This window comes from Lacibacter sp. H407 (genome assembly GCF_037892605.1).
In the GTDB taxonomy this organism is placed as follows: Bacteria; Bacteroidota; Bacteroidia; order Chitinophagales; family Chitinophagaceae; genus Lacibacter.
Genome location: NZ_JBBKTU010000001.1, coordinates 403657 through 417119 on the forward strand (window position 1 = coordinate 403657; position 13463 = coordinate 417119).

At 35.4% G+C, this 13463-nt stretch carries 10 protein-coding genes; 9 read left to right on the top strand and 1 reads right to left on the bottom strand.

The features are described 5' to 3' along the window. Positions 1 to 10: 10 nt before the first annotated feature. The 8 genes from WG989_RS01755 (at position 11) to WG989_RS01790 (ending at position 10894) form a co-directional block, all read left to right on the top strand. Positions 11 to 2785, top strand: a complete 2775-nt coding sequence (locus WG989_RS01755) for a rhamnan synthesis F family protein (protein ID WP_340426890.1) — start codon at positions 11 to 13, stop codon at positions 2783 to 2785. A gap of 5 nt (positions 2786 to 2790) precedes the next feature. Beyond that, positions 2791 to 3855, top strand: coding sequence for a hypothetical protein (locus tag WG989_RS01760; protein ID WP_340426893.1), 1065 nt, complete (start codon positions 2791 to 2793; stop codon positions 3853 to 3855). Positions 3856 to 3874: 19 nt separating this feature from the next. Then, complete coding sequence (locus tag WG989_RS01765; RefSeq protein WP_340426895.1) at positions 3875 to 4684, top strand: class I SAM-dependent methyltransferase; 810 nt, start codon at positions 3875 to 3877, stop codon at positions 4682 to 4684. A gap of 84 nt (positions 4685 to 4768) precedes the next feature. Further along, positions 4769 to 6313, top strand: a complete 1545-nt coding sequence (locus WG989_RS01770) for a rhamnan synthesis F family protein (protein ID WP_340426897.1) — start codon at positions 4769 to 4771, stop codon at positions 6311 to 6313. Between the two features lie 202 nt (positions 6314 to 6515). After that, positions 6516 to 7193, top strand: coding sequence for a hypothetical protein (locus WG989_RS01775; RefSeq protein WP_340426899.1), 678 nt, complete (start codon positions 6516 to 6518; stop codon positions 7191 to 7193). Continuing rightward, on the top strand, positions 7190 to 9349 hold the full coding sequence (locus tag WG989_RS01780) for a glycosyltransferase (protein WP_340426901.1): 2160 nt from the start codon (positions 7190 to 7192) through the stop codon (positions 9347 to 9349). The genes WG989_RS01775 and WG989_RS01780 overlap by 4 nt, the downstream gene beginning before the upstream one ends. A gap of 2 nt (positions 9350 to 9351) precedes the next feature. Further along, on the top strand, positions 9352 to 10149 hold the full coding sequence (locus WG989_RS01785; RefSeq protein ID WP_340426903.1) for an ABC transporter permease: 798 nt from the start codon (positions 9352 to 9354) through the stop codon (positions 10147 to 10149). A 10-nt stretch (positions 10150 to 10159) separates the two neighbouring features. Next, the gene (locus WG989_RS01790) at positions 10160 to 10894 is read left to right on the top strand and encodes an ABC transporter ATP-binding protein (protein WP_340426904.1); all 735 of its coding nucleotides are present in this window, start codon (positions 10160 to 10162) and stop codon (positions 10892 to 10894) included. A 4-nt stretch (positions 10895 to 10898) separates the two neighbouring features. Here WG989_RS01790 and WG989_RS01795 read toward each other — a convergent pair whose 3' ends face one another. Then, positions 10899 to 12188, bottom strand: coding sequence for an O-antigen ligase family protein (locus WG989_RS01795; protein WP_340426905.1), 1290 nt, complete (start codon positions 12186 to 12188; stop codon positions 10899 to 10901). Between the two features lie 214 nt (positions 12189 to 12402). On the opposite strand from WG989_RS01795, the gene WG989_RS01800 reads away from it, so the two are divergent. After that, positions 12403 to 13446, top strand: coding sequence for a glycosyltransferase family 4 protein (locus WG989_RS01800; RefSeq protein WP_340426906.1), 1044 nt, complete (start codon positions 12403 to 12405; stop codon positions 13444 to 13446). The last annotated feature ends 17 nt before the right edge of the window (positions 13447 to 13463 follow it).

Below are 13463 nucleotides of genomic sequence, written 5' to 3' on the forward strand. Positions count from 1 at the left end.
AACATTACCCATGTCGATTAATTTTAAGCCGGAAATATTAAAAGCAACAGAGAGCAAAGCAGATTTTGATATTAAATTTCGAAATGAATCGAATTTAACAGCCCAATTATGTGTCTTTTCATCCTATAGTTTTACTGGAGAAATTGATGAATACATTTATTACTATTTGCAGCAATTAAAAAAAGCAGGGTTTTCAATTGCATTTGTATCTACAAGTAAATTATCAAATAAGTGTATTAACATTCTTAGCGAATACGCCTTCCTAATAATTGAAAGAAAAAACACGTGTCCTGATTTTGGATCTTGGAAAATTGCATTGGAAATTCTAAACTTCCCACAGAATTTTGATGCAATTCTGCTGGCAAATGACAGTGTCTTTGGGCCTTTGTATGAGTTGCCTCCAATCATTAAATCCATGAAAAAGCGATTTGACATTTGGGGAATGACAGCAAGCCTTGAAATCGAATACCATTTACAAAGCTATTTTCTATATTTTTCAAAAAAGGTTATTCAAAGCAGTCATTGGAAAAGCTTCTGGCAAAATATCGATACCACACTCACCAAAACACAGGTTATAGGCCTTTATGAAGTGGGGCTCTCGAAGCATTTCTTGTCGGCAAATTTCAGCTTAGGTTCATACACTGATGTTGAAATATTAAGCAAAAGCCATCGTAATGGAGAAAAATACTTGAATCCAACTTTAGGCTTTTGGCGTTTGTTAATTGAACGCTTTGAATTCCCGTTTCTTAAGAGAGAAGTACTCATTAAAGAAGATATTGACAAAATTTACTGGCAAAGAGGATTATATGTTAACACAGGAAATTGGAAGAGTATAATCAAAAAAAATACAAACTACCCAGTAGAAAAAATTGATTCCTTTTTGAAAGAGTATTACGAAGTAAAAAAAGAAAATAATACAGACTATATCCTTCAAAAACGCAAGTTTTTGTTTCTTACACATAACATTGAAATAGGAGGGGCGCAGCGAGTGCTGCTGAACTTTCTAAAATGGCTGAAAACTAATACTGACATCCCTTTCGAAATTATAGTTTGCAGAGAAGGCCGACATGATTTACTGACAGAATTTTCTACTTTTGGAAATTTGACATTTTTCTACTCACTTTCAAACATTGAAAAAAATAGTATTAAAAACAGGCTTATCAGTGAAAATATTTCTCTGATTTTTTCAAATACTATGGTTAATGGGGAAGCAATGAAGTTTTTGTCATTTCTTGAAGTCCCCAAAATCATTTTTGTTCATGAGCTTTCATATGTGCTCAATCAGTTCTCCTCAATAACAGATAATCTTGATTGGTTTCGTACTGAGGTAGAACACTTTATTTGCTGTGCCGAATCTGTGCAAAAGAACTTAATTAATTTCTTACAACTAGAACCTGCAAAGACAAGTGTTATTAACGAGTTCATTGATATACAAGAAAATGATTTACAGTCTGACAACACAGAAAATTTACGAAAAGAATTAAACATACCGAATGATGCCTTCGTAATAGGCATGTCCGGGACTTTTGAATGGCGGAAATCAGCAGACTTGTTGCCAATTATTGGAATGAGCATCTGTAATAAAGCTGAAAATATTCATATAGTTTGGCTAGGTGCCGATAAAACCTGCCAACTATACAATGACATTTCTTTAGAAATAAACAAAACCAACTTTAAAAGTAAAATCCATTTGATCGAAAAACAACACGACTCTCAACCTTATTTTAAGTTGTTCAATGTTTTTTTAATGATCTCGAGGGAGGACCCTTTCCCACTTGTAAACCTTGAAAGTGGTGCTATGGGAACACCCGTTATCTGTTTTGAAAATACAGGTGGTTCTGAGGAATATGTGAAGCTTGGCACTGGTCACTCCGTTCCATATCTAGATATTCCTTCGTTGGTATCTAAAGTAATGGACTATTACCAAAATCCACATTTGTTGAAAAATGAAAGATCAAAAATTTCCTCAATCGTAAAACAAAACTTTTCAACTGAAATTCTGGCTCCAAAAGTTTTGAACGTTATTTCAAAAGAGTATGATATTACTGAGCTTGCACTTATAAAAGAACCATCTGTAACAATTCTTACACATATCTTTTTCGATCATACCTGGGAGGAAATAAAAACAAGTATCAGGCATTTCGACAGAGGTAATAATCATTTTTTATTTAGCATCAGTGAGGTCTGTATAAATAAGGATGCGATTATTTCTGACATAAAAAGAACTTTTAGAAACTCATACGTTATTGTTACCTCAAACGTTGGCCGTGACATTGGAAGTAAGTTTGCACTCATCGAATTATACTTAATGCTTGGCATTAATAGTAGTTACTTGATCTTTCTGCATGACAAGCAGAGCCTCCATACATTGGTTGGTGATTCTTGGAAGAAAAATCTTTTTAAAATATTAGACCCCAACAACTATAGAAGTATTATATCCCTTTTTGAAACCGAAAACGCAGGCATCATAGGTGCAAAAGAGCATTTCATTAATGAATATAATCCGCAAACAGAAACGTTTAGACATAATAATGATCTTTCAAAGGAGTACCTGAAAAATTACAAAATTCAAATTAATGACTATGAATATATTTCAGGTACGATTTATTGGTTAAAATCTTCGATAATAAAAGATTTCTTTACCACGCATAATCCAATTAACCTTCGACATGAACTCGAATCAGGCAACGTTCTTGATGAGAAGGTTAGCACGAAAGTTCATACGTGGGAACGTATGTTTTGTTGGATTACAAAAAATTCAGGACACACTATAAAAGGCATTTAATTAATATGGTATCAAACTACCTTTTTTTTATTGAGCAACCGATTGAATTTCTTTTATCCGAACATAAAAAGGAAAAAAAAGAATATATATTCCCAATTACAAAGGACCTCCTTTCCGATAAAGCATTCTTGTTTAAAAAGTTATACAACTCAGAAACAAGATTTTGTTTCTGTATAACTAAAGACATTTTAAATCCCAGCGTTATAACCAAAGAATACCTAGTTAGCTTTCTGGTGCTTTTTGCGTTTTTACCAAATTATGCACGATATAGGCAAAACTATTTATTCTTTTTTGATGAAGAAGTGTCTTCAGAAAGAGAGTTTCGGCGGCAAAAAGAAGAATTGCTGAATACGCTCCGCTTGCAGGGCATCAAAAACATTATTACAACGGATCTTGATAAAAAGAAACGAGTAGTAAATGCTGATAAAAAAAGCTTATGTATTACTAATGAAGCATTTAGCCAATATATTACATCATCGGATAAAGGAATTGTTTCGCAAGACTTAATAAAGAAAATCATATCGCCTGACAGCATAGAAAAAAAATGGATAATTCATATTGAATCATCATCTGACTATACCACTAAGAATCAACTAGCCGATCACTTTTCTTCTTTGGTTTCACAGATAAATCCTGTTGTATTTAAGTTATTATCCTTGTATGAAAACGCTGATGATCTTAAAGCCAAATTCGAATTTGAAAAAAGCGCATTACAAATCAAACTAGATAATACCAATGACAACTTGAAAGTTTTACGTAACAATTCTTTGTGGTATGTTTATGAATATGACAAGGTTATTCGTGAAATCGATCATCTAAGAAGGCATGTAGAAAATAATGGGAGTACTCCAGCTTTTGTGCATGTAGAAGCGCCAATAATTGCGAATGATTTCAACCAAAACTCCTTTGAATTAAAAACCAGGCTTGATGAGGTAGTAAAAAACAGAGATACGATTCTTGAGTGGTATATGAAAGAATACGAGGTACTACCAGTTTGGTATAAAAGAGTTGGTCATTTAATAAAAGCTGCAACCGGGAAAAGAACATTCAAATCTCTATTTACTAAGTAATTATTTATTGGAAATACTCATGACCAGAGAAGAAAAACTTTTGTATAAGATTGACAAAACCTTGCTTGGTGTTGAAATTGGCCCAAGCCATAACCCTATTGCTCCAAAAAAATCTGGATTCAACGTTCATATCATTGATCATATGAACAAAGACGAACTTATTAAAAAATACAAAGATCACAATGTAGATCTTTCGAATATTGAGGAAGTAGATTTTGTATGGAAAGGGGAATCATATTCTGAGTTAACCAGAAGAAGTAAATCCTACTCTTGGATACTGGCATCGCATGTAATTGAGCATACGCCAGATATTATATCATTCCTAAACGAATGTGATGCGATTTTAAAAGAAAACGGGGTCTTGTCCCTTGCCATTCCCGATGTTCGATATTGCTTCGACTATTTTCGGCCTATTACCGGCGTTTCTAAAGTAATAGATGCCTATTTGCACAAAAACAAAATCCACACTCCCGGTACAGCAGCTGAATATTTTCTGAATTTTGCAAAAAGAGATGGGAATATTTCTTGGTTTGAGGGATATAGAGGAGAATTAGCACTCGAATTCTCAATAGAGGATGCCTACAATCAGATGAATGCAGTGATAAGAGATAAAATATACCTTGATTTACATTCATGGTGTTTTACTCCAACATCATTCAGGCTTTTAATACAAGACTTGAATTCGCTTGGTCTAATTAATCTTAAAGAGGTGTCCTTCTTTCCCTCGGAAGGATGTGAGTTTTTTATCAAACTTAGCAGAGAAGGAACGGGATATTTAACAAATCGGATAGACGCACTTAAGACAATAAAAGCAGAATTATCAATTTAGATAACTACAACTATTGTACATTATAAAAACTTCATACTTTGAAATGCGAAATAAAATTTCTGCATTTGACATAAAATACATTTAATGCAAAGTCATTCTAAAATATGCTTATTTGTACACTACAATCGTCGAAGTGAAATATCTGACTATGTATTAATTTTCTTAAAGTCACTTTCTACATTACACTATAGAATACTGCTTTTGTCAAATTCCGAGATTTCTGAGCACAGTAGAACAAGGGTTGAAAAGGAAATACCTAACTGCCGTTTTTTTTTGCGGGAAAATAAAGGCGCTGATTTTGGTGCATGGAGCTGGGCATTTGCAAACAATCTTATACCAAAAGATACAGACTATCTACTATTAGCTAATGACAGTGTCATTGGCCCTTTTTTCAATTTAGCCTACCACTTTGAATCCATGTACAAGGACGATCAATCTGATTTTTGGGGATTAACTGACAACTTTCAAGGGGCATGGCATATACAATCGTATTTTTTACTGTTGAATAGGCAGGTTTTACAATCGCATGCCTTCCAAAAAGTATTCTCTCAGAATTTTAATAATAAAACAAAGCTTGAAATTATTAAGGATGGTGAAGTAAGGCTAAGTCAGGAATTGATTGCTGCAGGGTTTAAAGGGAGGGCTTTGTTTCCTTATGAAGATCTCGATTCTGAAAAAGACAGTGTGTTTAGTCAGAATTCAACTCATTTCTATTGGGATACGCTAATAACCAAATTTAAATACCCATTTCTAAAACGTGACCTGCTGCTACAAAATCCTGAAAACATTCGCAATCTAAACTCAGTATTTCACGTAGTTCGGAAAGTTTCCGATTTCAATACAGAATTGATAAAATCAGTTATAGTAAATAGTTTAGAGCCCACATCGCCAGTCACAGTACCGGATAAAAAAATCAGTATATTATGTCATCTTTATTATCCTCATAGTATCTATTACTTCCTTTCAAAGCTCTCTATCTTAAAATCGTTTAAAGCCGATTTTTATTTTAACCTTTCAGATGGATTAATGTATGACGAAGATTTTATAGATGTCCTTACCCGATCTTTCTCAGGATCAGTAATTTTACACACTCCAAACAAAGGACGGGACATCGGGGGGAAGTTTGCTCTGATTGATGCAATGTTAAAGTCCGAAAACAAAACAGATTATACTTTAATCATTCATGATAAGCTTAGCCCGCACACACCAACAGGAAAAACCTGGCGAGATAAACTTTTTAAAGTGATTGAGCCGGAAAGAATTGAGATTGTCCTATCAGAGTTTGAAGCAAATAAAAAAACAGGCATTATAGGCACTAAAGATTTTGTAAAAACTGAATTCAACCCCGATAAAAAAGAATTTGATTGTACAAGTAATGATATCCTCTTACAAAAGCTGAAAGACTATAAGCTTCACCCAAAAGACTTCAACTTCATTGCAGGCACCATTTTTTGGATACGAAGTTCAGTTTTAGAATCATTCTTTACCGAACACAAGCCTCTTGCGATCAGAAAAGATTTTGAAACTGGCAATGCACTTGACTTTACCAAAGGAACATTAATACATGCATGGGAACGATTATTTACGATGATCTCGACATCACAAGGCTATAAAATTAAAGGCATTTAACGTCATGTATCTACATTCATACTTTCTATACGACATATCAGATGTTAAATGTTCGCTCCATTTAAATCTGCCAAATGAGTATCATTTTTGCTTTAAAATAACTGATCAAAATTTATCCTCACTACCCTTTTTTTACACGCATCTTTTGCATTCATCAATAAAGCCGGGGTTCTGTTTTCATATTGACATTAAAGAAAAAAAAGTGGAAGAGATCAATCAGTTTATTCAGGAATATCTCATTCCTTCTTTTTTTCACTACCAATATAAATACGATAGCTTTTCCTCTCCCTTTATTTTAGCTAGTGCTTCCACAAGTTCAAATGCTCCTTTTCTTTCCATATTAAATTGCGCAGGCAGAGAACAGGGCTTTCCCAATATTTCCCCTCTTACTGTAAAAAAATATCATCTCATTAGTACTCTGAACGCAGATGATAAAACTGTAGTTGAGCATTATGCGAATACACTAATGAAAATAAAAGATTTTAATGAACCGATTTTTTTTCAAATCAATTCTATAGATGAAATATCTCCTTTTCTCTTAAAATTGAATAGAGCTGAAATTATATTGGCAGCTAAACACCATCAGTTAATGCAATTTTTTATAGATTACACCAAACTTTATGAAGACAGAAGGCAATTGTCATTTCAAAATGGTGTTTTAGCCCAGTCATTGGAGTCACTAAGCAAATACGGTTCAGATATTAATGAACCTGGCTCTTTTTATAAAAAGAAAATTGCAGACATTGTTAACTTTTATAAAAATGAATATGAAATTCTTCCTCTTTGGTATAAGCGCCTGGGACATATCCTAAAAGTTATTACAGGCAAACGGACCTTTCGATCACTCTATGATGACAATTCAAAAAAATACAAGCTGTGAAGTACTGGCTACTAACAACAGAATATCCTCCATTCTTTGGAGGAGGTATCAGCACCTACTGTTATCATACAGCAAAAATGCTGGAGCAACAGGCACATACAGTTTCTGTTTTTGTAAACGATGCAACTGCTCTGAATACTACCATCGTTAACGATGGTAGTATCAGGATTATTCGTTTCAACGCTACAGCTACAAAGTCATCTGAATTTCTAGGACATGTTACAAATATCAGTTACGAATTTGCCCACATTTTAAAAGAGTTTATTGAGCAAGAAGGTAAACCAGACATAATAGAATCCCAGGAATACCTTGGCATTGCGTACTATCTTTTACAATTTAAACATCTTGGTTACGCATGGTGCAAAGATGTGCCGGTAATTATTACGATGCATTCTCCATCTTTCCTTTACATGGAGTATAATCACGTTTCTGAATTCAGATACCCAAATTACTGGATCTGTGAAATGGAAAGGTTTTGTTTGCAAGCAGCTGATCATGTTATTTCACCAAGCCAATTTATGATTGATGAGCTTAGCAAAAGGTTCACCCTGAATCATACAAATATTTTTGTTATTCCAAACCCATACACATTTCAGGAACAACAATTTACTATTGATGGCGGGAATGAAATTATTTTTTTTGGCAAACTCACTGTTCAAAAAGGAATACTGCAATTACTATACTACTTTAAGCAACTTTGGGATAACGGTTTTCAAAGACCACTGATCTTAATAGGTGGACAGGATATTGTATACCATCCTGAAGGCTTGTCAATGGGTGCAATCGTTCGAAAAAAGTACAGATCTTATATTAACTCAGGCTTACTTAAACTTGAAGACAGGATTGAACCATCAGCAGTTGAAAAACGTCTGGTAAAAGCAGAAGTTGTCATTGTCCCAAGCAATAACGACAACTTGCCCTATGTTACTGCAGAAATGATGAGTTTAGGAAAAATTGTCCTGGTATCAGAACAGGGTGGGCACCGTGAAGTAGTTGAAAACGCAATAAGTGGTTTTATTTTCGACCATGAAAAAGCAGGCTCATTTCAACAGCAATTAACTACTATCCTTGGACTTGATAAGCAAAAGAAACTGGAGATTGGTAGCAGAGCACAGAAAAGAATCAGCGAATATTTCGGCTATCAAAAAGTTTATGAAAATAAAAAACAAATCATTGATCGTGTTATTCTCCAAAGGAGTTATAAAAAAAAGTTTCCATATATTCGGATTAAACAGGATATTTCAAGAATTGACAATATTCCAAAGGGCAATAAAGAACTATCGGTCGTAGTCCCTTTTTATAATATGGGACGTTTCCTGGATGAAACAATTCGTTCGATCAAAAACAGCTCTTGTAAAGTCCATGAAATTATAATTGTTAACGATGGCAGTACGGAAGAAGAAAGCATTCAAAAACTAAACACTTACAGATCTGAAGCTGGGGTAGTTGTCATTGACACAGTTAACACAGGTGTTGGCGCAGCCAGAAATATAGGAATTAAAGCCGCTAGTGGTGAATATATTGCTGTGCTTGATGCAGATGACATTGTTGAACCCGACTACTACGCAACTGCAGCAAGAATATTGTCAACTTATGAGAATGTACATTTTGTTGGTTGCTGGACCCGCTACTTTGAAAACTCAGATAAAATATGGCCAACATTTTCACCAGAGCCGCCATTAATTTTGTACCACAATCTTATCAATTCCAGTGCACTAGTTTTTAAAAAAGAGAGTATTATAGCAGCAGGTTTATATGATACAAAAATGACTTTTGCAGGCCTTGAAGATTACGCATCAGTTGTCTCCATGCTTGCTTCAGGTTATGGTGGAGTAGTTATACCTGAACCACTATTCCGATATAGGGTTCGTAACAATTCAATGATTCGGGATGTTTCCAAGGACAAGAAAAATCTGCTTGTACAGTACATCAGCAATAAGTTTAGTTCTTTTTACAGTAATTATGGCTACGAGTTGGTTAATCTCTATAATACAAATGGTTCTGGTGTTCAACACGATAACCCCTCGTTAGACTATCATCTTTCTGACAAGATTCCTTTCTTAGGAAAGCATTCGCAAAAAGTTATAAAACTCATAAAGCGAAACAGACATACAAAAAACATTGCTTATCAATTATACCGGTTTCTAAAAAAATAATTATGCTTCTAAAAATTGTAAAAGATTGGGTTAGCAGTAACAATAAACTTGAAAGAATTTGGCTTCTTGCTAAGATTGAGTTTAAATTGAGGTACTATGAAAACAAACTGGGTTTGCTTTGGGCACTACTTAAACCCATCATGGACATTTGTATTTACTATGTTGTTTTTAAAATTGTTATGAAATCCGATGTGCCTGCATTTGCTTCATTTCTTTTTATTGGTCTCATAATCTGGAACTTTTTTGTAGAATCTACATCTGGAACCATACAAATTCTTAATACAAAAAAATACTTGTACGAATACAGTAACATGAATAAGCTGGAGATCTATATTTCTACCTTAATGAGTAATGCAATAGGTTTTTTCTTCAATTTCCTAATGTTTTTACTTTTCTATAATTTTCTTGAAAAAGATTCTGTTGGCATAAGCATTCAGAACATTTGGATAGTTGTAATCTTTCTCAACCTTTTCATTCTTTCACTGGGAGTATCACTTATACTCTCTAATATTTACATTATCGCAAAAGATATTTCGCAAATCTGGCTGGTATTTACAAGCTTTCTTTTTTTCTTATCGCCTATTTTTTACAGCTTAAAAGTATTTAAAGAGGCGTTGCCTTCATTTGATTACGGCAACCCTGTTGCCGGGCTCATTATCAATGCTAGAAAAATAATGATGGAAAAAAGTTCGCCTGATTTCACTCTACTTGTCTGGGATTTGGCCTATGCATTGTTTCTGTTTCTTTTAGGATTAGTAGTATTAAACAAACTTGGTTCAAAAGCTGCTGAAAAACTTTAAATAACAAACTATGGAAAAAGTGATCGCATTGAGCGCAAAAAATATCAGTAAGACATTTGAAATATCAGAGGATAGTCACAATACCGTAAAACACAGATTGTTTAACTTATTCAATCCTCCCAGAAGAAAAAAAATACCTGCGTTAAAAATGACCTCGTTCGAGATCAATAAAGGCGAATGTGTGGGATTGTTAGGACGAAACGGATGTGGCAAATCAACACTCGTAAAATTATTAGCAGGCGTATATCCTACCGATACAGGCTATGTAAAAATAAACGGCAGCACCATGCTCATGAATCTAGGTGTAGGTATGAGCCATGAACTGACTGCAAGGGAAAATATTTATGTGTCGGGTTCTGTATTAGGAATGAAGATCAAAGAGATTGATGCCATCTTTGATACGATCGTTGATTTTGCCGAGCTGCGTGAGTTCATTGATACAAAGATCAAGTATTTCTCATCTGGTATGGTTGCCCGTCTTGGATTCTCTATTGCAGTAAATGCTGGTGCAGACATTATGTTCCTAGATGAAATTTTTGCGGTAGGCGATATGAAGTTCCAGGAAAAAGCGATCAAGGTTTTTGAAAGTTCCTGGATACAAGGAAAAACAGTTGTTCTTGTTAGTCACTCAATGGATACAATCCAGAAATACTGCAGTCGTGCCGGTTTTATGAAAAACGGCGAAATGGTCTACTTCGGCAATACTGAAAAAGCAATCGAACTCTACATGGCCGATAATCAATAATCGGCTATGTATTTCTTTTTGTTGCAGCGATGAAGGAGAAAAAGAAGCTCGTGATCATACAACCAAAGCTTCGGCCAAGATATACTTCGAAGATCATCGAAACGATAAAGGCAGTTACAACAAACAGATCGAACATGTTCTGCCGCTTCAGCACATGAAGAAGCGGTAACAGCACAAACCCTAGCAGGAAAAGAAAAAGTCCTCCTATACCGAATGTGAGCAACGCATCGAGGTAACTGTTGTGTACGTTCTTGTTTGTTTGAATGGCCATGGTGAAATTCTTTTCACGGTAAACGGCCTGCAATTGATCGACCCGATCGCCAATACCTGTTCCGGTTAACAGATTTTTTTGAGCAAGCTCCCAACCACAATTCCATAGTGCCAACCGTGTGTTGGCGCCATTCCACTGTTCTTCACTGAGCTTCATATCATAATGACTCTCGGCCCCTGTATTTCCAAATTGATAGTTTGTAATCGTCAGCTCTTTAAACCGCTGAATCGTTTTTGGAAAAAACTTAAAGAGTATGAACGCTCCGATAAACATCCCAAGCAGCAGCGTAAAGCCTTCGAGATATTTCCGCTTTCGAATAATGTAATAAACGGCATAAAAGAACAATCCACCATACAACAAGATCATGGCCGAGCGGCTGGCGAGTAAAAAATGATAGCCGAACAAAATAACAATAGCCAGGTAGATCAACCCGGGAATTGTGATCAACGATGATTTTTTTGCAAGCAGATAAATAAATCCAACAATCGATAGATTCACCAGCATGGCTACATAGATCGACTGCTGGCCAAAGTGAACAGTCAAACTATCGTTGTACATAAATCCGGAATTACCGCTCTCAGCATATTGCGAAAAGGATAAGCCAAGACTTACAATTGCTACAATGCTGATAATTGAAGCAATACACAATATAATACGGTCACGTAACTCATTACTGATAACAATGGTTCCAAGTGCGATCGGAAACAAGAGCAGGGGCAGCCGTATCAGCAATTGAGCAATCGCTTCGTCTTTATTTACCGAAAACAGTGTGCTGATCACATGCAATAAGTAGTACGCAATCAGTAACATTACAAACGTTCGGTTTTTCAACAGGGCTACCTTTTCTTTGACTGAATTAAATGAAAACGAAAACAAAACAAGAATTCCCAATAATGAATTTGAAAGCACAGGTGCCCGTGGAATAAAAATAATGATGAAGAAAGTAAAGAGAAGCCAATACAATACCTTTTCACGTTTAGTGAAAAGCTTACTTTCTGTATCTAATAAAAACAATGCTTTCATGCGAAAATATATCCGTTAAAATTACAGGTAATTAAAGCTGCCTGCATACTATTTAAGTAATGATACTATCCGGTTTTATCAGCAACCAAATCGAACATGCAGCTACGCTTCAGTTCTTATTCTTTAAAATCATTTTCTTTTTCACTTATCTTTAACATATAAAGCCCAAAAAATAGAGCAGCACCCGGCAAATATAATTTTTGATTGTGAACGCATGAAATATCCCAATACCGGGATCTATCATTACTGCAAACAACTTAGCAAAGCACTGATTCAACAGCAACAACCCACCTACCCTACGCTTACGCTTTACATACCTCCTTCAGAAAGGCAGTTAGCAGAACAGGCCGATAAGTACATCCTTCAAAGCTCGTGGCATAAACTGCATCATCCTGTCACACAAAAAAATCAACTATGGCATGGTACATACCAAGGCAGCAACTACTACCCGACCAGTAAGCAGGTAAAAAAACTACTCACCATCCATGATCTCAATTTTTTATACGATGAAGCCAAAGGCCCTGAGAAACAAAAACGATATTTAAAAAAAGTACAAACGCTCATCGATCGGTCCGATCAACTCACAGTAATATCATCATTTACATTACAGTGTATCCGGGAACACCTGAACATTGATCATGTACCTGTACAGGTAATTTACAACGGTTGCAACGTCCCCGCCATTACAGATGGGAGTCAACGTCCATCGTTTATTCAAACAGACAGACCTTATATTTTTTCCATTGGCACTATTACAAAAAAGAAATATTTCCATACCCTTCCTGCATTATTGGTTGGCAATGATCACCATCTTGTAATTGCCGGCATTACACAGGATCATCATTACCTTGAAGAAATAAAAGCAGCAGCAAAAAAAGCAGGTGTGGCCGACAGAATGATCATTCCCGGCGCTGTTACTGAAAGTGAAAAATGGTGGTTACTTGAACACATGACTGCATTTGTGTTTCCGTCTATTTCGGAAGGTTTCGGACTACCGGTAGTAGAAGCTATGCATTTTGGAAAACCGGTGATCCTTTCAACGCACACCTGTCTTCCTGAAATTGGATCCAATGCTGCTTATTACTTTAACTCATTTGATCCGGAAGACATGCAGCAAACTTTACAACAAGCGTTGCAACATTTCAATGCAAACCCACAACAACAGGAAATTGTAAAACAACGGGCTGCTTTTTTTAAATGGGAAGATGCTGCCCGGCAGTATTGGGAATTATATACAAAATTACTTCCGGCAGAATAATTGCCTGTTGTATACAC

What these genes read in the sequence shown, in the direction of transcription:
- WG989_RS01795 (WP_340426905.1), bottom strand. Translation starts at nt 12,188, where the DNA reads ATGAAAGCATTGTTTTTATTAGATACAGAAAGTAAGCTTTTCACTAAA.
- WG989_RS01790 (WP_340426904.1), top strand. Translation starts at nt 10,160, where the DNA reads ATGGAAAAAGTGATCGCATTGAGCGCAAAAAATATCAGTAAGACATTT.
- WG989_RS01760 (WP_340426893.1), top strand. Translation starts at nt 2,791, where the DNA reads ATGGTATCAAACTACCTTTTTTTTATTGAGCAACCGATTGAATTTCTT.
- WG989_RS01770 (WP_340426897.1), top strand. Translation starts at nt 4,769, where the DNA reads ATGCAAAGTCATTCTAAAATATGCTTATTTGTACACTACAATCGTCGA.
- WG989_RS01765 (WP_340426895.1), top strand. Translation starts at nt 3,875, where the DNA reads ATGACCAGAGAAGAAAAACTTTTGTATAAGATTGACAAAACCTTGCTT.
- WG989_RS01785 (WP_340426903.1), top strand. Translation starts at nt 9,352, where the DNA reads ATGCTTCTAAAAATTGTAAAAGATTGGGTTAGCAGTAACAATAAACTT.
- WG989_RS01755 (WP_340426890.1), top strand. Translation starts at nt 11, where the DNA reads ATGTCGATTAATTTTAAGCCGGAAATATTAAAAGCAACAGAGAGCAAA.
- WG989_RS01800 (WP_340426906.1), top strand. Translation starts at nt 12,403, where the DNA reads ATGAAATATCCCAATACCGGGATCTATCATTACTGCAAACAACTTAGC.